This window comes from Luteolibacter sp. SL250 (genome assembly GCF_026625605.1).
In the GTDB taxonomy this organism is placed as follows: Bacteria; Verrucomicrobiota; Verrucomicrobiia; order Verrucomicrobiales; family Akkermansiaceae; genus Luteolibacter.
On sequence record NZ_CP113054.1, the window covers coordinates 2,431,130 to 2,450,027 of the forward strand.

An 18,898-nucleotide genomic window follows, 5' to 3' on the forward strand; every position below is an offset into this window, starting at 1 on the left:
TTACTGGCCTTCTTGTCCCGGAATCGGGATAGGGAAACCACCACCTGCCGGAGCGGCCGGTGCGTCTTCGATCTTCACCAGTTCCAGTTCGAAGATGAGCACGCTGTTCGGGGCGATGTCTGAACCCTGGCGTTGCTCGCCGTAGGCCAGCTCGCTCGGGATGAAGAGCTTCCACTTGGCACCGACTGGCATGGTGGTGAGGGCCTCCTTGAAGCCGTCGATCACACCGAGGGTCATCGGCACGGGCTCACCGGCGGGAGAGGCGTCGAACTCGGTGCCGTCGATGAGGCTGCCCTTGTAGTTCACCAGGAATTGCTTCTCGCTGTCGTCACCTTCCTTCGGTGCCACATATTTCTCGGCGCCGCCCTTTGCCAGCACTTCGTACTGGAGGCCGCTCTTGGTGGTGGTCACGCCTTCGCGCTTGCCGTTCTCCTCCAGGAACTTCTTGCCAGCTTCCAGGTTCGCGGCGGCCTTGGCCTTCTCGCGCTCCTGCAGCACGTCGCCCAGTGCCTGCATGGTGTTCTTGAACTTCTCCTCGTCGATCTCGCTTTTCGAGTCGAAGGAAGCCAGTAGACCCTTCACGAAGGCTTCGGTGTCAACGTCCGCGGAGGTCAGACCATGTCCGGCGAACTGTTTGCCGCTGCTGAAACCGAGGAAATAGGAGGAGTCCTTCTTGAGGACGGCGGGATCCACTGCCGGCTTCGGTGCTTCCTCCGGAGTGGCGGGGGCGGCGGGGGAGGCAGGTTGGGCGAATGCGGTGGCCATCAGGCTGAGCGCCAGGGTGCCTGGGAGCAGGTTGCGGATCATCAGGGTATTGGTTTGATTGGAAAGGCCGGAAAGTAGGTGGCGGCGGCGGGGGTGTCGAGAAGGAGTTGTTTTGGAGAGTAGCGGAATGGCTGCGCCATTCCGGCTGGGAAGACGCCCCATCATCCTCCAGTACCGAACTCTCTCCGACCCTGGTGGAGAATCCCCTGACGTACCCACGTCGCGGGATGGAGTCGGAGTTCACCCAACCGTCGTGGCGCAGCCACGACGCTACCTCCGTTGATGGACACGAAAACGCCGACGAAGGTCCGCCGGCGTTTCTGGATGAGATTGTCTGGGAGAAAGGGTCGTTACGCCTCCTTGCCGCAGCACTGTTTGTATTTCTTTCCGGAGCCGCACGGGCAATCGGCGTTCCGGCCGGTTGACTCGATCGAGAAGCTCGGTTTGCGCTTGGGCAGGCTGAGGTTCAGTTTCGTTCCCTCCGGCGAAGGCATGGCGGCCGGGTCGATGAAGCCGGAACTGCCGGACTCCGCGATGTTGTCGTGGGAGATGTAGTCTTCCTCGGCGGCGTGCAGTTCCTGCGGCGCGCTGTGGAGCTGGCGGAGGAACGCCTCCAGGTTCGCGGCGGAGCGGAACAGGTTCTGGAGCGCGTCCTGCTTGATGGAATCCATCAGCGTGACGAAGAGGTTGTAGGCCTCGTTCTTGTACTCGATGAGCGGGTCCTTCTGGCCCTGGGCACGGAGGCCCACACCTTCGCGGAGGGCATCCATGTTGTAGAGATGGGCCTGCCACTGCTTGTCGATGGCGGCGAGCACCATGCGGCGCTCCTCCTGGTCCAGGACTTCCAGCGGCAGATCCGCCACGCGGGTCTCGTAGGTCTCCTTCACCTTGCCGATGAGGAAGGCGGAAATCTCCTCCTCGTTGCTGTTCTCGAACTTCAGTTCCTCCGCAGTGATGCGGATGGGGAGGGTGGAGTTCACCCAATGCAGCAGCTCGTTGTAATCCTCGGAGTTCTCGTCGCGACCGTTCAGGTATTCGCCGACCTTGGAGGAAATGCACTCGTCGATGATCTCATTGACCAGATCCCGCGGGGTCTCCGTGGTGAGGACCTCGTTACGGTAGCCGTAGACGACCTCCCGCTGCTTGTTCATCACGTCGTCGAAGTCCAGCACGCGCTTCCGGCCTGTGTAGTTCCGCTGCTCGACGCGCTTCTGGGCGGTTTCGACGGAGCGGTTGAGCCAGGAATGCTCGAGGGCCTCGCCTTCCTTCATGCCGAACCGTTCCATCATGTTGGTCATGCGGTCGGCTGCGGCGAAGTTTCGCATCAGGTCATCCTCGAAGGAGATGAAGAACTGGGAACGGCCCGGGTCGCCCTGGCGGGAGCAACGTCCGCGGAGCTGGCGGTCGGTCCGGCGGGATTCGTGGCGCTCGGTGCCGACGACGTAGAGACCGCCGAGTTCGTGGACGCCCGCGCCCAGCTTGATGTCGGTGCCCCGGCCCGCCATGTTGGTGGACACGGTGACGGCACCCTTCTGGCCCGCCTGGGAAACGATTTCCGCTTCCTGGGCGTGGTATTTCGCGTTGAGTACGGTGTGCGGGATCTTCGCCCGCTTCAGCATCCGCGAAAGGGTCTCGGAAGCTTCCACGGAGGCCGTGCCGACCAGCACCGGCTGGCCCTTGGTGTGGGCAGCCTCGATCTTCTGGATCACGGCGTTGAATTTCTCACGGCGCGTCTTGAAGACCTGGTCGTTGTCATCGACGCGGATGTTCGGTGCGTTCGTGGGGATCGGCAGCACGTCCAGACGGTAGATGTCGTGGAACTCCGCCGCTTCCGTTTCCGCCGTGCCGGTCATGCCAGCCAGCTTCTCGTAAAGCCGGAAGTAGTTCTGGATGGTGATGGTGGCGAAGGTCTGGGTTTCCTTCTCGATGGAGACGCCTTCCTTTGCTTCGACGGCCTGGTGCAGACCATCCGACCAGCGGCGGCCCGGCATCTCGCGGCCGGTGTTTTCATCGACGATGATGACCTTGTCATCCTTGACGACATACTGGACATCCTTCTCGAAGATGCAGTATGCCTTCAGGAGCTGGGAGATATTGTGGATCTTCTCCGCCTGGGAATCCATCCGTTGCTGGGCGGCATCCTTGGCGGCGGCTTTCTGCTCGTCGTCCAGGCTCAGATCCGTGTCGATGTCGGCGTAAAGGGTACCGAGATCAGGCAGCGTGAAGGCTTCCGCATCCCCCGGGGAGAGGAACTCACGGCCCATCTCCATCAGGTCGGCGTCGTGGGCTTTTTCGTCGATAGTGAAGTAGAGTTCCTCCTTGATGATGAAGAGTTCCCGCTTCTGGGCGTCCTGATAGAGGGAAAGCTCGGTCTTTTCCAGGAGGCGGCGCATGTCCGGGTCCTCCATGTAGCGCATGAGCTGGCGGTTGCGCGGCTGGCCGAGCTTGATCTTGAAGAGGGCGCGGCCCGCTCCGTCCTTGTCGCCTTCATCCAGCAACTTCTTCGCCTCCGCGGCCAACTCCGTGCAGAGCTGGGTCTGCCTGCGGACCAGCGCTTCGACGGAATCCTTGTATTTGTCGAACTGGTGGGTGGACTGGCTGGTCGGTCCGGAAATGATGAGCGGCGTCCGCGCTTCGTCGATGAGGATGGAGTCCACCTCGTCGATGATGGCCAGGTAGTGTCCGCGCTGGACCTGCTCGTCCTTGGAGGATGCCATGCCGTTGTCCCGCAGGTAGTCGAAGCCGAACTCCGCGTTGGTGCCGTAAGTGATGTCGCAGGCATACTCCGCACGGCGTTCCCATGGCGGCATCTGGTTCTGGATGCAGCCGACGGTCAGGCCGAGGAAGCGGAAAAGGGAACCCATCCACTGGGAGTCCCGCTGGGCGAGGTAGTCGTTGACGGTGACCACGTGGACACCCAGGCCGGTGAGGGCGTTGAGATAGACGGGCAGGGTGGCAACAAGGGTCTTGCCCTCACCGGTCTGCATTTCCGCGATCATGCCACGGTGGAGCGCCGTGCCGCCGATGAGCTGCACGTCGAAGTGAACCATTTCCCATCCCAAGGGGTGGCCGTTCACCTCGATGGTGCTGCCGCACATCCGGCGCGCGCCGTTCTTCACGACGGCATAGGCTTCCGGGAGGATCTGCTCCAGGTAGCGGGCGCGGGAGCGGATGAAGTCCCCCTCGATCTCATGGAACGCGGTCTTGGCGGCTTCGATCGAAGATGCGGTTCCCTCGACCTTCGAAGGGAGGGAGGAAAACTCGTCGCGGAGCGGGGCGAGACGCTCGTCCAGTGCCTCGGCGGTGGCGCGGAGTTCATCCGGTCCCATGCGCTCGACGACCGGCTTCGGCGGTGCCTCCAGCGCATGATAACGTGACAGGTGCTTCTGCCACTTCGCGGTCATTTCACGGAGCTTGTCCTCAGGCTCCCTCTGCAGGGCTTCCTCGATCTCCCGGATGCGGGCAACGGTCGGACGGATGCGGCGGAGTTCGCGCTGGTTTTTGCTGCCGACGATTTTCTGTAGGATCCACTTAATCATGTGAGAGCGAGGTTTGGCGGGAATATTCCGCCGGGGGCGAGGCAATATACCGGGAAATCCGGCGAAGCAAGAGCGGTGGTGGTGCGAAAAATGTAATGCCGGAGGGGCACGGAGGAAGCCGGCCTTCCGTCAGATGGTCATGGCGTGGAAGCCACCGTCGACGATCATTTCGATGCCGGTGATGAACGAACCAGCCTTCGGGGAGGCGAGGAGCAGCGTCGCGCCGATGAGTTCCTCCGCATTGCCGAAACGGGAGGAGGGCGTCTGGCGGAGGATGTCCAGCACGCGGGACTCATCCAGCACCTTGCGGTTCTGTTCCGCGGGGAAGAATCCGGGCACCAGGGTGTTCACTCGGATGTCCCGGTCCGCCCATTCGCGGGCCAGGTTGCGGGTCAGGTTGTGCACGGCCGCTTTCGAGGCGGAGTAGGTGAAGACACGGGAAAGGGGGTTGAGTCCGGAGATGGAACCCAGGTTGATGATGGAGCCGGGGCGGGCTTCATCGAGGAAATATTGGCCGAAGACCTGGCAGGCGCGGAAGATGGCCGTCAGGTTCGTGTCCATGATCCGCTGATACTCATCTTCCGCGATCTCGAGGAACGGAGTCGGGGAATTCGTGCCCGCGCCGTTGATGAGGATATCCACCTTTCCGGAGCGCGCGATCACGGCATCCAGAAGATCGTGGAGCGATTGGCGGGAGGTCACATCCACCGGCACGAAGTAGCCCTTGCCACCGTGGCTCTCGATTTCCGCGAGGCGCTTCTCCGCCTTCTCCGGGATCCGGCCGCCGAGGACAACCTCCGCACCCGCACGGGCCAGGCCGACGGCCATCGTCCCGCAAAGTTCGCCGGTTCCACCGATGATGACGGCGGTTTTTCCGGACAGGTCGAAGAGGTCTTTCAAGAAGGCGGCGGTCTGCATGAGCGGAAGACTTGGGAATGGGGATTGAAGATTCAAGGTAGAAGATGGAGGATTCTTGCCGATGAGTTGGTTCGGGGAGGCTTCGAAGCGGCGGAAGTGGTTGGTCGCCGTCTCGGGCGGCGCGGACTCGGTTGCGTTGCTCCACCTGCTGCTCCGGGAGGGATTCCGGAATCTGGTCGTCTGTCATGTCGATCACCGCCTGCGGGGAAGGGCCTCAACCGGGGATGCCGCATTCGTGAAGCGCTTGGCGGATCGACTCGGACTGCCCGGCGAGACGGCTCGCGTGGATGTCCGCCGGTTGGCGGAGGAGCGCCGCGAATCCCTGGAAACGGCGGCGCGGAATGCACGCCATGAATTCTTCCGTGAGTGCGCCGCCCGTCACCGGTGCAACAGGGTCCTCCTCGCCCACCATGCCGATGACCAGGCGGAAACCATTCTGTGGAACCTCCTCCGCGGCTCGCATGGTCCGAAGGGGATGAAGGAGATCCAGGAAGTCAAAGGCCTCGAATTCCACCGGCCTCTTCTCGGATGGCGGCGGAAGCAGCTCAGGGAATGGCTTTCAAGCAATCAATTGAAATGGCGGGAGGATGCCACGAACGATGAACCGCTCGCGGTGCGCAACCGACTGCGGAATGAGGTATTCCCTTTGCTGGATGAAATCGGCGGCAGGGATGGCGTTGGATCGTTCATCCGGTTGCTTGAGGATTTCGCGGAGATTTCCTCGGTTACGGAATTCGCATTAAAACAGGTGGATATTCTTGATCCACAAAACAGGGTTCACCTTCTCCAGTTTAAAAAACTGCCGCCGGCTTTGCAGGGGGAGGTCCTTGCCCGCTACCTGGTTCAGCATGGGATCGCACCCAGCAGAGATCTGCTGAAGCGCTCGCTTGAAATGATTGATGGATCGGCCTCTTCCGTCAATTTACCCGGAGGAAAGCGCCTCCGCCGGAGGGCGGGGCGGCTCTTCGTGGAATAATCAATCCGCTTTCTTTTCCTCCGGTCCGAGCCAGATCTGCTCGAAATCGTTGCCGGGCTTCACGGCCTGACGGATCACGCCATTGGCGCTCAGGCCCATCCAGGCGTTCATATTGCAACCGGTGGCCTCCAACGCCTGGACCGTCCAGATATTGCAGATCCGCGGCAGGAAATACGCGTGCCGGGATTCCAGCAGGACTCCGCTGCCCCAGCTCGACGGGCCGATGTTGACGGGCTTGCCGTCGGCATCCATGCGGCTGCAGTTGTTCAGGAAAGCGGCGACCTCCGGCCCCTTCGACCGTGGCACCAGCTTTTGATACACCCGCTGGTGCGGGACCACCTCCGGGATGTTCCAGTTGACCGGGATGATCTCCATCACGGAAGGAGACGGGGTACACAGCGCGCGGAACACTTTCCACGGGCTGAGCCAGCGCTTCTCGACGTAGGCATCCCGGTTCCCCCAGCTCATGCTGACAGCCACGGGGGTTTCCTTGAAACCCTCCGGAGGCACGAAACCGGAATCCACCAGCCAGTCGTAGGGAAACACCACTCCCGTATGGAGGGTGTCCGCGAGCAGATACACCACCACGTCCGGGTCATTCCCGTCCTTGATCCGGAAGTTTTCCCGATCAAGGACGGTACGCGTCTCCGCCGGCTTGGTGGCCACCGGCTTGCGGTGGACGGGCAACCGCAGACCACAGGAAGTGGCCAGCAATGGAACCGCCAGCAGGAGAAGCGCGCGTCCGGTGGATCTCAGCACCCGCATTTGGAACAAGGCTCGGTTCAGGCGGGGAGGAAGGAGCAGATGTATTCGCAGATGCCATCGGCCACCGTGATGGTGAACCCGCTCTTGCCGGGCACTTCAAAGGAGGTGCCCGCGCTGATTTCCAGCGTCTCGTCGGTGCCATCCAGCACGACCTTGGACTCGCCGGCGATGATCTCCATCAGTTCCGGAGCTGCGGTGCCGAAGTGATATACACCCGGGTAGATGAGGCCGATGGTCTTGCGGCTGCCGTCCTGGAAGTGAACGTTGTGGGAAATGACGCGGCCATCGAAGTAGATGTTGGCCTTGGTATCGACGGTGACGTTGGTGAATGCGGTGTCTGACATGATATTTGAGATTTATTCAGTGGGGAGACCGGCGGATTTCCATTCATCCCACCCGCCGGAAAAGGTGGAGGAAGAGTAACCCGCGCTGGCGAGATACCGCGCCACGGTCCGGGCATCCGCGCAGAGGACGCCGGTGCAATAGACCACGATCGGCTTTCCGGCGGCCTTGGCCGCCTTCAGCTCCGGGTCACGCACGCGGACCGCCTCCCGGCCCACCGATTTGGGGACACTGATGGCACCCGGGATGTGGCCTTCTTTGTAGAAGACGGATGGCCGCGCGTCGTAGATCAGGACGTTGCCGGATTGTTGCAGCTCGAACAGCTTCGTGAGGGAAATGGAACTGACCGTTCCGCGCTGGCTGGCGGGCAGGCGCTTGCTTTTTTCCGGGGCTTTCGTCTCCTCCGGTTGTTGGGCGGGAGCCTGGGCCGGTGCGGGGTGAGGGGCACAGGACACGATTGCGGATGCCACCGCGAGAGGGAAAAGAATGGAGCTGAGGGAGGCCATGGCTTTCTTATTCGGTGGGCAGTCCACCGGTTTTCCAGGCATCCCAGCCACCTTCCAGAACCGCGACGGAGTGTCCGCGTTCGGAGAGCCAGGTGGCCACGGTCCTGGCGTCCGGGCAGGCGAAATCCACGCAATAGACCACGACCGGTTTGCGGGCGCTCCTGGCGGCGGTGATGCGCGCTTCATTCGCCGCCAGTTGGGCGTTGAAGCTGGGTTTCGGCCAGTTCACCGCTCCGGGGATGTGGCCAAGTTGATAGAGGAACGATGGGCGGACATCGAAAATGAGCGCCCGGTTCTCCTGCTGGAGCTTGAACAGGTCTCCCAGCATGATGCGGGTGACGCGTCCCGCGCCGGGCTTTACGGGCGTTTCGTCCGCTTCCGCGGAAACCTTCAGGCCGGATGAAGGGGATGGGGCGGCGATCACATCCTCCGTCTCCCGCTGCGGGCCGGTGCAGGACAGCACGGCCAACAGGGGAAGAGTGGAGAAAGTCGTGGCCGCCAGCCGGGTCATTTCGCGATCTTGATCAGTTCGACGTCGAATACCAGCAGACCGCCGGGACGTCCGCCGCCAGGGTTTTCACCGTAGGCGAGACCGGCGGGGATCCAGAAGCGGCGCTTCTCACCCTCGACCATGAGTTGGAGGCCTTCGGTCCAGCCTTTGATCACGCCGTTGAGCGGGAAGGAGGTGGTTTCACCGCGCTGGACGGAGCTGTCGAACAGTTTGCCGTCCGTGGTCCAACCGGAGTAGTGGACCTCGACGGTGTCGGTTTCCTTCGGTTTTGCGGTGCCGGTGCCTTTGGTCAGTACCTTCGAGGCAAGGCCGGAGGCGGTCTTCTCCGCATCGTCCGGAGCCTTTGCGACATCCTCGGGAGCCTTCGGGGCTGGAGGGGCTGCCTTGAACGAGATCAGTTCCAGATCCGCGACGATGTGTCCGCCAGGAGCGCGGGGTTCGGAAATCCAGATGCGGCGCTTTTCGCCAGGTCCCATGTCCTGGAATTGGGCGGCCATGGCTGGCGGCAGTTTGTCGAGCGGGGCGGTGGGAGGAGTTGGCTCGCCGTGGGTGTCCTGAACGGTTTCGCCGTCCATGGTCGCCGCCTTGAAGTGGAAGGTCACCAGGTCGCCTTCGCCGGGTTTGCCTTCGCCGGTTGCGGGGGAGATTTTCTTGAAAGCGGTGCCGTCCTTGGCCTTTTCCGCATCGGCGGGAACCTTCGCGGCTTCTTTGATGCTGATGAGTTCGACGTCGAACACCAGCAGGCCGCCCGGACGTCCGCCGCCCGGGTTCTCACCGTAGGCGAGGTCGGCGGGGATCCAGAAGCGGCGCTTCTCTCCTTCGACCATGAGCTGGAGGCCTTCGGTCCAGCCCTTGATCACGCCGTTGAGCGGGAAGCTGGTCGGCTCGCCGCGCTGGACGGAGCTGTCGAACATTTTGCCGTCCGTGGTCCAACCGGAGTAGTGGACGGTCACGGTGTCGGTCGCCGCAGGCTTTTTCGTGCCCTTGCCTGCTTGAAGGACCTTGGAGGCCAGGCCGGACGCGGTTTTCGCGGCATCGGCTGGGGCGGCTTTGACATCGGCTGGAGTCTCGGGCATTTTGTTGTCTGCGTAGGTGGAAAGTGGTGCTGCGGCGATGGCGGTGGCCAGCACGAGCGTACGGAGCGCGGAGGAGCGCAAGGGTTTGGCGGAGAATTTCACGGCGGGGAAACTCTTCGTTGCCGGGGATTCTGTCAAATACCGAGTCTTCAGGCGTTCCGGCGCTGCCGGACCTCCAGAACCGTCGGTTCGTTGCAATACGGGCAGCGGAAATGGTTGTGCAGGATGATGGAACTCGCAACCTTCAGCCGGTAGCTGCCCATCAGCCGCTTCGCGTTGCGGTTTTTCGAACAGTTCTTCCTCGCCATTGACGGAACCAGGCACAGCGGGCAGCGGACACGGGACGCCGTGATCCAGTGGAAGATGAAGACGGCCACCGCGCCACCGATGGAGGAAGCCGCGAAAATAACATGCTGGGGATGGTTGTTGAAGAGCGCCCAGCCGAGGTAGCCGGCACCGGCGATCACCAGCAGGATGAACAGGATATAAAGATAAGCAGCCACACGGAATCGTGTGACTGCGGATTGGGAAGGAAGGCGGTGCATCGGGATGGGTTGGAGCAGGGAAAGGGATGGTCACCAAAGGGAGCCTTGGCTGTCCTGGCCAGAAGGAGGTGGTGGTGTGTGGGAAAGGATGGTGTCGATCCGGGTCAGCAGATCGAGGGACGGGACCTCATGGCCGTCCAGCAGGTTCCGCAGCCGGTCAGCCCAGGTTTCCGGGGTGCCGCCTTCCTCCCGGGACAGGAGCAGGGCGGTTTGTGACAGGCGTCCGCTGACGGCGAACTGTTTGCGCGTCCGCTTGAGCCAGGTGTCGAAATAAGGGCGGTCTGCCTTCGCGCTGAACACAGCCGGAACCGTGAGGAAATTGTGACATCCGGTCAAGTGCCCCGGAAATCGAATGATGGCTTATCTCTTCGGACGGCGTCCTTTCGGATATTTCACCGCCACAGCAGGTTCGGCGGGCGTTCTGCCATTCTTCAGGGCGTTGATCTGGTCGCGAAGGTGGGCCGCCCGCTCGAACTCGAGCCGGGAGGACGCCTCGCGCATCTCCTCCTCCAGTTCCGCGATGACCCGGACCTTGTCATAGGCGGCGGCATCCTCGGCAACGAGGGAGGCGTTGAGCTGGTCCGCGCCCGCCACCGTGCGTTCGTGGGTCTGGAGGCTTTGCTGCACCGCCCGCTTCACGCTCTGCGGGGTGATGCCGTGTTCCTCGTTGTGGGCGATCTGGCGGCTGCGGCGGTATTCCGTCACGTCGATCAGACGCTGGATGGAGTCCGTGACGTTGTCGCAGAAAAGCACGCACTCGCCGCCGACATGGCGCGCGGCGCGTCCCGCCGTCTGGATGAGTGAGGTTTCATTCCGCAGGAAGCCTTCCTTGTCCGCGTCCAGGATGCAGACCAGCGAGACTTCCGGCAGGTCCAGACCCTCCCGCAGCAAGTTGATGCCGATGAGGATGTCGAAAGCCGCCGCGCGCAGTTGCCGCAGGATCTCCACCCGCTCGATCGCGTCGATGTCCGAGTGCAGATAGCGCACCTTCAGGCCGGTGCCTTGAAGATACTCCGACAGGTCCTCCGCCGTCTTTTTGGTGAGGGTGGTGACCAGCACCCGCTCCTTCCGTTCCACGCGCTGGCGGCAGAGCTCGATGGTTTCGTCGATCTGGTGCTTGAGCGGCCGGAGGGTGAGGGTGGGGTCCAGCAGGCCCGTCGGGCGGATGATCTGCTCCACGACCAGCGGGGTGCCGCGCTTCGACGGATCGAACGCCTCCACCGGTTCCTCGTTGCCACTGGGTTTCACCCGCAGCTTCTTCAGGTCGATGTGGGTGAAGCCGCCCATGTCATCGCGGGACTTCACCGGGATCCACGCCTTGTTCTCCGGGCGGGAGTTGACGATCTCGAAGGCGGCGGGCGTCGCGGAAACGTAGACCCGCTGGTCCGTCATCTGCATGAACTCGTCGAAACGCAGCGGCCGGTTGTCCAGTGCGCTGGGCAGGCGGAAGCCGTGGTCCACCAGCACAGTCTTGCGGCTCTTGTCTCCCTCGAACATGCCGCCGACCTGGGGGATGGTGGCGTGGCTCTCATCCACCAGCAGCAGGAAGTCGCGGGGAAAGAAATCCAGCAGCGTGTGCGGACGCGCGCCGGGTTCGCGCCCGGTGAGGTGGCGGGAGTAGTTCTCGATGCCCTGGCAGAATCCCATCTCCGCCATCATCTCCAGGTCATACTCCGTCCGCATGCGCAGGCGCTGTGCCTCGATGAGCTTGCCCTCCTTCTCGAACTTCGCCACCTGCTCCGTCATCTCCTCCCGGATGGCGACCACCGCCTTCCGCATCTTGTTCCCCTCCGTGACGAACTGCTTCGCCGGGAAAAACGTGTGCTCCTCCAGCCGGTCGATCACATGGCCGGAGACGGTGTGGATGCTGGTGATGCGTTCCACCTCGTCATCGAAAAACTCCACCCGGATGGCGGTGTTCTCCAGGTAGGCGGGGTGGATCTCCACCACATCCCCGCGCACGCGGAATTTCCCCCGGCTGAAGGCGATGTCGTTCCGCTCGAAAAGCATGCCCACCAGCTCGCTGAGAAATTCCTCCCGGGTGATCCGCTGGCCTTTCCACACCTTCAGCATCCGTCCCTTGTAGTCCTCCGGCGAACCGAGGCCGTAGATGCAGGAAACGGAGGCCACCACGATGGTGTCGCTGCGGGTGAGCAGGGATCCCATGGTGCTGAGCCGCAGCCGCTCGATCTCATCGTTGATGGAGGAATCCTTCTCGATGTAGGTGTCGCTCCGCGGGATGTAGGCCTCCGGCTGGTAGTAGTCGAAGTAGGAGACGAAATACTCGACCGCGTTGTGCGGGAAGAAGTTCTTGAACTCGGAGTAAAGCTGCGCCGCGAGCGTCTTGTTGTGGCTCATGATCAGCGTCGGCCTGCCGGTCTCCCGGATCAGATTCGCCATCGTGAACGTTTTGCCGGAGCCGGTCACGCCCAGCAGCGTCTGGTGGCGGTTCCCCGCCCGCAGGGACTTTGTCAGCTTGGCGATGGCCTGCGCCTGGTCACCCTGGGGTTGGTATTCGCTGGCGAGTTTGAAGGGCATCTGCCCTGCGAGGCTAAACCCGGAATCCGGGGGTGACAAGGGCCACCGATGATGCCTTTCTCAGGCATGGCATTCACGCTCGATCCCAAGTTGGAAACTGGTGGCTTCGCGCTGGGCAGGACCGCCGGGTGCCGACTGCTGCTGAAGAACAACGCGCTGTTCCCTTGGTTCATCCTGGTCCCGGAAGTGGAGGGTGTTGAGGACCTGCACCAGCTTCCACCGGATCGCTACACCGAGGTGCTGGAAGCCGTTCGCCATGTCTCGGAGTTCGCGGAATCCCACTTCTCTCCGGAAAAGCTCAATGTCGCCTGCATCGGCAACATCGTCCGCCAGATGCACATCCACATCATCGGGCGGACAAGCGGGGATCCCGCATGGCCCGGCACCGTCTGGGCCTTTGACGGGAAGAAGGCCTACACCGATGAGGAGGTGGAGGAGATCCGCGAGACCGCCCGCATCGCCCTCGATCTGGAGTGATGCGGTAACGGCTCGCGGTGGATCATCAGGCCCGCTTCAGCGCGGAAACATCCCACTGCGCCAGGCCGAGGCTGGCGGCCAGTTCATTGAACTCCGCCACTTCGGCGTCCGTGAACAGGATGCCGCCCGCTTCGTCGGAACGCTTGCGGAAACCGGCTTCGATCTGGCCCGGGAGCATGGCGTTCTCATTGCCGTGGCCCAGGACGTCGTCCAGCACCGCCTTCAGGTTGCCCTGCTGGGTGCGGCCCTGCGCGAAGTTGCCGCCGGAAAGGGCGTCCGGATGGATGACCTGGAAGTAGAAAACGGTGGTGGTCTTTTCGCCGGGGATGGTCGTCTCACGGCCACGGATGGTCGGGAGCGAGCCGCCAATGAGGCCGCCGAAGATTTCGTTGAGCAGGGACATGCCGTAGCCCTTGTGGCCGCCGAAGGGCAGCAGCGCCGCCACCTGGTGCGGGTCGTTGGTCGGCTGGCCGTCCTTGTCCACGGCTGCTCCGGGAGGCAGTTGCTTGCCCTCGCGTTTCAGTGCCTGCACGCGGCCCATGGCCACGGTGGAGGTCGCCCAGTCCATCACGATCGGGAAGCCGTTCGCCTCCGTGCTCGGGATGCCCCAGGAGTGCGGGTTGGTGCCCAGCGTCGGGAACTTCCCGCCGAAAGGAACCACCTCCGCGAGGGTGGAGGTGCAGTTCGTGTAGGCGTAGTAGCCGCGCTCCGCGGCCTCCATCACGTAACCACCGCCCCAGAGGTAGTGGAAGGTGTTATCCACGGCGATCTGGCCGACGCCGTATTGGTCCGCCAGTTCGATGGCTCGGTCGATCGCGCGGTAGGCCACGGACTGGCCGAGTTTCTTGTTCGCGTTCCAGCGCTCGGAAGCGGGGAAGCGGGATGGCAGCACCTCGATCTCCGCGCCGGGAACGCAACCGCCGATCTCCGAGCCGAAAAGGTGGTCCAGGTGCAGCGCCTTCAGCGCGTGGTGGGTGCGGATGCCGTGGCGGGCTGCTTCCGCGGCCAGCTTCGCGCCCTCGGCGGCTTCATCCGCGGAGTAACCGCGGGATTGGTAGGCGGCGATGACTAGCGAATCGTGGTCGGCGCGGGGAATGACGAGAAATTCGGACATGGATTTGTATGCAACTGTTCAGAGACATGAAAAGATGGAACGGCCCGGGTTGTCGAGTGGTATGAAAGTGGTACGGATTTCGGTTTGCGGGCCGCCGCCCGGGGATTCAGCTTCGGGGTGTTGAAGCGGTTTTCCGTCATGATCCTGAGCGCCTTCTGCGGAACGGCGAGTGCGGTGGAGTTCTGGGAAATGGAGCCGATCCGTTACTCGGACACACAGGCGACGGACCGTATCGCCCGGCTGGCGGAGGATCTTGCCTCCGGTAAAACGACGCTGAGGGGGGAGACTGATCTCCAGAAACTGGCGGCCGTGCTGGAGATGCTGGATGTTCCGGTGGAGTCCCAGGTGCTGGTCTATTCCCAGACCAGCCAGCAGAACGCGCTGATCCGCCCGAAGAATCCGCGATGCCTTTACTTCAACGAGAATTCCTACGTGGGGTTCGTGCCGGGAGGAGACATCGAAGTCATCACGCATGACCCGGTGCTGGGCATGACCTTTTATCTGATCGACCTCACGCAGAAAGATCCCGCGAAGATCGTCGCCAGGGATGGCAATGCCTGCCTTGCCTGCCATGGCACCCGTCGTACGGAGTCGGTGCCGGGAGTGCTCATTCGCTCGGTGCATCCGGACGAGGACGGCCACCTGATCCTGAAGCTGGGGATGGACCACATCGACGCCCGCAGCCCCATTCCTATCCGTTGGGGCGGCTACTACGTCACCGGGAACAGTTCGCTGCCACATCTGGGCAACCGGATCTACACGGAGGCGGATGAGCGCGACGGAGTCACCGAAGCCGTGCAACACCGCACGCTGGACGGGGTGATCGACGTTTCGAAATACCTCCGCAACACCAGCGACATCGTTTCCCTGATGGTGCTGGAGCATCAGTGCCGCATGCACAACCTGCTGGTCTCCGCCTCCATGGAATACCGGCGGATGCACTGGTTTTCGAGGACCCTGGAACCGGCTGCTGATCCGGATGACGGCCGTGCGGGGAAGACGGCGGACGAACACGCGGAGTCCATCGTGGATGCCATGCTGTTCAAGGACGAGGCCCCGATGGGGGACGGCGGGGTCGATGGGGACACGGCTTTCCAGGATGTTTTCACCGCTCGGTATCCAAAGGCGGACGACGGTGGCACGCTGGCGGAGTTCCAGCTTGGCAGCCGGCTGTTCAAGAACCGTTGTTCCTACATGATCCATTCCCAGGCATTCAAGGTACTGCCGCCACGGGTGAAAGGCGCGGTCTTTTCCCGGCTGAAGGAAGTGCTGGAGCAGGGGAAGGATTTTCCGGAAATCGGGGAAAAGGAACGCCGCCGGATCTCGGAGATCCTGCGGCGCACGGTGGAGGGCTACTCCTGAAGTTGGCGGAGCGGGCTTACAGGCCCAGCTCCTTCAGCTTCGGCTCGATGGCGGCGGCCCACAGCTCGTAACCCTTCGGGGAAAGGTGCAGCAGATCCGGCATGATGTCCTTGGAAAGGGTGCCATCCGCGTTCATGAGTGAGGAGGAAATGTCCTGCACGAAGATGGTTTTTTTGTCCGCCAGCTTTGCGACTTCCGCATTGATCGCGTCGTTCAGCTTGCGGTGCGGGTCGTTCGCGTCCGCGCCACGGGGAAAGACGGAGAGGACAAGCAGCTTGGTCTGCGGCCAGATGGCATGGAGCGCGCCGAGCGTGGCCTTGATGCCGCCGGTGGTTTCTCCAGCGGGCCGCTGCTGGTGGCCGGTGTTGTTCGTGCCGATGAGGATGACGGCCACCTTCGGGTTGAGCTTCTTGAGGCTCTCCTTGTCCTGCTCGATGCGCCACAGCAGGTGCTCCGTGCGGTCGCCGGAGAAGCCGAGGTTCAGCGGCTTGTAGGCGGCGAACTTCTCCTCCCACGTTTTCTTGCCAGGTCCTTCCCAACCTTGGGTGATGGAATCGCCGAGGAAGACAAGCTGGCTGTCCTGGGCCTCAGCAGTGGCTTTCACCTTCGCCTCCCAGCGGTTCTTCCACCAGGCCTCGGCGAGGCGGTCGGCCGGGGTGGTGGAGCGGTCGGCGTCCGCCACCGGAGCGGCGGGCTGGGCGAGCGCGAAGACAGGGGTGAGCGCGAGGGCGAGAAAGGTTCCGAGTTTCATGACAGCCCGGAGGGTGAGGGGAAAGGGGGACGGATGACGATGGAAAAAATGGCAGAGGATCCGCGGATTTTTCAAAAATTTCCACATCCTCCATTTGATAAAAGCGAATGCTAGGGGACTGTGTGGCATCAAATTATGGGACTCGAAAAAATCACCCAGAAGCTACAGGAGGGACTCCAGTCCGCCCAGCGGTTGGCCTCCAAGTCGTCGCATTCCGAGCTGAAGAGCGCGCACGTCCTGCTCGCCCTGCTCCAGCAGGAGGGAGGCATCACCGTTCCCATCCTGCAGAAGGCGGGTGTGGACACGAACCACCTGAAGATCGCGGTGGCATCGGCGCTCGACCGGGAGCCGCGCGTGCAGGGAGCCAGCACCCAACCGCAGATCAGCGTGGGCCTGCGCTCGACGCTGGATGAGGCGGACACCATCCGCGAGGGCATGGGGGACGACTACCTCAGCGTGGAGCATTTCCTGCTCGGTGCGCTGAAGGGAGACTCGCCTGCGGGCAAACTCCTCAAGGAAGCGGGACTCACGGAGGCCTCCGCGAAGGAAGCCATCGACAGCGTCCGTGGCTCCCAGAAGGTCACGGACGACCAACCGGAGGGAAAATACCAGACGCTGGAGAAATATGGCAACGATCTGACCGCCCGCGCCCGCGCCGGGAAGATCGACCCGGTCATCGGCCGGGACCACGAGATCCGCCGGGTGCTGCAGGTGTTGTCCCGGCGCACGAAGAACAACCCCGTGCTCATCGGTGAGCCGGGCGTCGGCAAGACGGCCATCGTCGAAGGACTGGCGCGACGCATTGTTTCCGGCGACGTGCCGGACTCGATGAAGAACAAACGCGTGATCGCCATGGACCTCGGCGGCATGCTGGCGGGCGCGAAATACCGCGGCGAGTTCGAGGAGCGGCTGAAGGCCTTTCTCAAGGAAGTGACGGACTCGGACGGCCAGATCATCCTGTTCATCGACGAGCTGCACACCATCGTCGGCGCGGGTGCCAGCGAGGGCGCGGTGGATGCCTCCAACCTGCTCAAGCCCCAGCTCGCCCGCGGTGAACTGCGCACCATCGGTGCGACCACGCTGGACGAGTACCGCAAGCACATTGAGAAGGACGCTGCGCTGGAGCGTCGCTTCCAGCCGGTCATGGTCGGCGAGCCATCGGTGGAGGACACCATCGCCATCCTGCGCGGGCTGAAGGAACGCTATGAGGTGCACCACGGCGTGCGCATCCAGGACGGTGCGCTCGTCGCCGCCGCCACGTTGTCGGACCGCTACATTTCAGACCGCTTCCTGCCTGACAAGGCGGTGGACCTGATGGACGAGGCCGCCTCCCGGCTGAAGATCGAACTGGATTCCATGCCGACGGAGATCGACACGCTCGAACGCCAGATCCTCCAGCTCGAGATGGAGAAAAAGGCGCTGGAGAAGGAAACCGACAAGGGATCCGCGGCGCGTCTGGAAAAGGTGAAGGAGGAGCAGGCGAACCTCCGCGAGCAGTCCTCCGGCCTGATGGCGCAGTGGCGCAATGAGAAGGAGATCATCGACGACGTGCGCGGGGCGCAGGAACAGATCGAGACCCTCAAGACGGAGGCGGAGAAGGCCCAACGGATCGGTGACCTGACCCGTGCGTCGGAGATCACCTACGGCGAACTGCCTGCGGCGACCAAGGCGCTGGATGATGCGAAGGACCAACTCGCATCGTTGCAGACGAACGGTGCGATGCTGAAGGAGGAGGTTACGGAGGAGGACATCGCCCGCGTGGTTTCCTCATGGACCGGCATCCCGGTGAACCGCCTGCAGGAAGGGGAGAAGCAGAAGCTCGTCCACATGGAGGAGCGGCTGGGAGCACGTGTGATCGGACAGAAGAAGGCGATCAAGGCGGTGTCCAACGCGGTGCGGCGCGCCCGTGCCGGACTGCAGGATGAGAACCGCCCTATCGGTTCGTTCCTTTTCCTCGGGCCGACGGGGGTCGGGAAGACGGAGCTTTCAAAGGCGCTCGCCGAGTTCCTCTTCGACGACGAAGGAGCGATGGTCCGCATCGACATGTCGGAATACATGGAGAAGCACAGCGTTGCCCGCCTGATCGGCGCGCCTCCCGGCTACGTCGGCTATGACGAGGGCGGCCAGCTCAGCGAAGCGGTGCGGAGGAAGCCGTACTCCGTGGTGCTTTTCGATGAGATCGAGAAAGCCCACCCGGATGTCTTCAACGTGCTGCTGCAGGTGTTGGATGACGGACGTATCACGGACGGCCAGGGCCGTACCGTGGATTTCCGCAACACCGTGCTCATCATGACCTCCAACATCGGTTCCCAGTACATCCTGACGGAGGAGAATGCGGAGCAACGCGAGGCGAAGGTGACCGAAGCCCTGCGCGCGCACTTCCGGCCGGAGTTCCTCAACCGGATCGATGAAACCATCATCTTCGACCGCCTGCAGCGGGACGAACTGACCACCATCGTCGATCTCCAGCTCGAGCGGGTGCGCAAGCGTCTGGCCAAACAGGGCCTCGCGCTCGCGCTGTCTGAGAATGCGAAGGAATACCTGGGCAACCAGGGCTACGATCCAGTGTATGGTGCCCGTCCGTTGAAGCGTGCGATCCAGCATCATCTCCTCGACCCGCTCAGCCTGGAGGTGCTGGACGGCAACTTCAAGGAAGGTGACGTCATCCGTGCGGATCTCCAGAACGGGCAGATGACTTTCTCACTTGTGTGAC

Annotated in this window: 17 protein-coding genes and 1 pseudogene; 4 read left to right on the top strand and 14 right to left on the bottom strand. The window is 62.7% G+C overall.

Annotated elements, in window-relative coordinates; all coding sequences use genetic code 11:
- From OVA24_RS10735 to OVA24_RS10745, 3 genes are all read right to left on the bottom strand, one after another.
- On the bottom strand, positions 1-807 hold the full coding sequence (locus OVA24_RS10735) for an FKBP-type peptidyl-prolyl cis-trans isomerase N-terminal domain-containing protein (RefSeq protein ID WP_267675243.1): 807 nt from the start codon (positions 805-807) through the stop codon (positions 1-3).
- 308 nt (positions 808-1,115) lie between these two features.
- Positions 1,116-4,304, bottom strand: coding sequence for a preprotein translocase subunit SecA (secA, locus tag OVA24_RS10740; RefSeq protein ID WP_267675244.1), 3,189 nt, complete (start codon positions 4,302-4,304; stop codon positions 1,116-1,118).
- Positions 4,305-4,433: 129 nt separating this feature from the next.
- Positions 4,434-5,222, bottom strand: a complete 789-nt coding sequence (locus tag OVA24_RS10745; RefSeq protein WP_267675245.1) for an SDR family NAD(P)-dependent oxidoreductase — start codon at positions 5,220-5,222, stop codon at positions 4,434-4,436.
- Positions 5,223-5,283: 61 nt separating this feature from the next.
- Here OVA24_RS10745 and tilS point away from each other — a divergent pair, with 61 nt between their 5' ends.
- Positions 5,284-6,198 carry a tRNA lysidine(34) synthetase TilS gene (gene tilS, locus OVA24_RS10750; RefSeq protein ID WP_267675246.1) on the top strand — a complete coding sequence of 305 codons (915 nt, stop codon included), beginning with the start codon at positions 5,284-5,286 and terminating at the stop codon, positions 6,196-6,198.
- Here the strand turns inward: tilS and OVA24_RS10755 are convergent, their stop codons facing one another.
- The 9 genes and pseudogenes from OVA24_RS10755 to OVA24_RS10790 all read right to left on the bottom strand — a co-directional run bounded on the left by OVA24_RS10755 (position 6,199) and on the right by OVA24_RS10790 (position 12,481).
- Positions 6,199-6,963 (bottom strand): DUF2459 domain-containing protein, encoded by a 765-nt coding sequence (locus OVA24_RS10755; protein WP_267675282.1) that lies wholly within the window; start codon positions 6,961-6,963, stop codon positions 6,199-6,201.
- Between the two features lie 17 nt (positions 6,964-6,980).
- A complete protein-coding gene (locus OVA24_RS10760; protein ID WP_345783438.1) occupies positions 6,981-7,310 on the bottom strand; it encodes a pyrimidine/purine nucleoside phosphorylase in 330 nt (109 codons plus the stop codon).
- Between the two features lie 9 nt (positions 7,311-7,319).
- Positions 7,320-7,811 carry a rhodanese-like domain-containing protein gene (locus OVA24_RS10765; protein ID WP_267675248.1) on the bottom strand — a complete coding sequence of 164 codons (492 nt, stop codon included), beginning with the start codon at positions 7,809-7,811 and terminating at the stop codon, positions 7,320-7,322.
- A gap of 7 nt (positions 7,812-7,818) precedes the next feature.
- Positions 7,819-8,322, bottom strand: a complete 504-nt coding sequence (locus OVA24_RS10770) for a rhodanese-like domain-containing protein (RefSeq protein WP_267675249.1) — start codon at positions 8,320-8,322, stop codon at positions 7,819-7,821.
- Positions 8,319-9,041 (bottom strand): FKBP-type peptidyl-prolyl cis-trans isomerase, encoded by a 723-nt coding sequence (locus OVA24_RS21370; protein WP_345783439.1) that lies wholly within the window; start codon positions 9,039-9,041, stop codon positions 8,319-8,321. The genes OVA24_RS10770 and OVA24_RS21370 overlap by 4 nt, the downstream gene beginning before the upstream one ends.
- A pseudogene (locus tag OVA24_RS21375) lies at positions 9,030-9,479 on the bottom strand (FKBP-type peptidyl-prolyl cis-trans isomerase); the annotation flags it as partial. The gene OVA24_RS21370 and the pseudogene OVA24_RS21375, both read right to left, overlap by 12 nt.
- A gap of 68 nt (positions 9,480-9,547) precedes the next feature.
- Positions 9,548-9,901, bottom strand: coding sequence for a hypothetical protein (locus OVA24_RS10780; RefSeq protein ID WP_267675251.1), 354 nt, complete (start codon positions 9,899-9,901; stop codon positions 9,548-9,550).
- Between the two features lie 72 nt (positions 9,902-9,973).
- Positions 9,974-10,279, bottom strand: a complete 306-nt coding sequence (locus OVA24_RS10785; RefSeq protein ID WP_267675252.1) for a hypothetical protein — start codon at positions 10,277-10,279, stop codon at positions 9,974-9,976.
- 24 nt (positions 10,280-10,303) lie between these two features.
- Complete coding sequence (locus OVA24_RS10790; RefSeq protein WP_267675253.1) at positions 10,304-12,481, bottom strand: excinuclease ABC subunit UvrB; 2,178 nt, start codon at positions 12,479-12,481, stop codon at positions 10,304-10,306.
- Between the two features lie 66 nt (positions 12,482-12,547).
- On the opposite strand from OVA24_RS10790, the gene OVA24_RS10795 reads away from it, so the two are divergent.
- Complete coding sequence (locus tag OVA24_RS10795) at positions 12,548-12,958, top strand: HIT domain-containing protein (protein ID WP_267675254.1); 411 nt, start codon at positions 12,548-12,550, stop codon at positions 12,956-12,958.
- A 25-nt stretch (positions 12,959-12,983) separates the two neighbouring features.
- Here the strand turns inward: OVA24_RS10795 and OVA24_RS10800 are convergent, their stop codons facing one another.
- A complete protein-coding gene (locus OVA24_RS10800; RefSeq protein WP_267675255.1) occupies positions 12,984-14,072 on the bottom strand; it encodes an Ldh family oxidoreductase in 1,089 nt (362 codons plus the stop codon).
- Between the two features lie 138 nt (positions 14,073-14,210).
- Between OVA24_RS10800 and OVA24_RS10805 the strand changes: the two genes are divergently transcribed.
- On the top strand, positions 14,211-15,434 hold the full coding sequence (locus OVA24_RS10805) for a hypothetical protein (protein ID WP_267675256.1): 1,224 nt from the start codon (positions 14,211-14,213) through the stop codon (positions 15,432-15,434).
- A gap of 16 nt (positions 15,435-15,450) precedes the next feature.
- Here the strand turns inward: OVA24_RS10805 and OVA24_RS10810 are convergent, their stop codons facing one another.
- Positions 15,451-16,185: a GDSL-type esterase/lipase family protein gene (locus tag OVA24_RS10810; protein ID WP_267675257.1), complete on the bottom strand. Its 735-nt coding sequence runs from the start codon at positions 16,183-16,185 to the stop codon at positions 15,451-15,453.
- A 135-nt stretch (positions 16,186-16,320) separates the two neighbouring features.
- Between OVA24_RS10810 and clpB the strand changes: the two genes are divergently transcribed.
- Entirely contained in the window at positions 16,321-18,897 is a 2,577-nt protein-coding gene (gene clpB, locus OVA24_RS10815; protein ID WP_267675258.1) for an ATP-dependent chaperone ClpB, read from the top strand.
- Position 18,898: the final 1 nt, after the last annotated feature.

Coding starts and splice junctions, on each gene's coding strand:
- tilS (WP_267675246.1), top strand. CDS start 5,284: ATGAGTTGGTTCGGGGAGGCTTCGAAGCGGCGGAAGTGGTTGGTCGCC.
- OVA24_RS10765 (WP_267675248.1), bottom strand. CDS start 7,811: ATGGCCTCCCTCAGCTCCATTCTTTTCCCTCTCGCGGTGGCATCCGCA.
- secA (WP_267675244.1), bottom strand. CDS start 4,304: ATGATTAAGTGGATCCTACAGAAAATCGTCGGCAGCAAAAACCAGCGC.
- OVA24_RS10795 (WP_267675254.1), top strand. CDS start 12,548: ATGGCATTCACGCTCGATCCCAAGTTGGAAACTGGTGGCTTCGCGCTG.
- OVA24_RS10790 (WP_267675253.1), bottom strand. CDS start 12,481: ATGCCCTTCAAACTCGCCAGCGAATACCAACCCCAGGGTGACCAGGCG.
- OVA24_RS10800 (WP_267675255.1), bottom strand. CDS start 14,072: ATGTCCGAATTTCTCGTCATTCCCCGCGCCGACCACGATTCGCTAGTC.
- OVA24_RS10810 (WP_267675257.1), bottom strand. CDS start 16,185: ATGAAACTCGGAACCTTTCTCGCCCTCGCGCTCACCCCTGTCTTCGCG.
- OVA24_RS10770 (WP_267675249.1), bottom strand. CDS start 8,322: ATGACCCGGCTGGCGGCCACGACTTTCTCCACTCTTCCCCTGTTGGCC.
- OVA24_RS10735 (WP_267675243.1), bottom strand. CDS start 807: ATGATCCGCAACCTGCTCCCAGGCACCCTGGCGCTCAGCCTGATGGCC.
- clpB (WP_267675258.1), top strand. CDS start 16,321: ATGGGACTCGAAAAAATCACCCAGAAGCTACAGGAGGGACTCCAGTCC.
- OVA24_RS10755 (WP_267675282.1), bottom strand. CDS start 6,963: ATGCGGGTGCTGAGATCCACCGGACGCGCGCTTCTCCTGCTGGCGGTT.
- OVA24_RS10805 (WP_267675256.1), top strand. CDS start 14,211: ATGATCCTGAGCGCCTTCTGCGGAACGGCGAGTGCGGTGGAGTTCTGG.
- OVA24_RS10745 (WP_267675245.1), bottom strand. CDS start 5,222: ATGCAGACCGCCGCCTTCTTGAAAGACCTCTTCGACCTGTCCGGAAAA.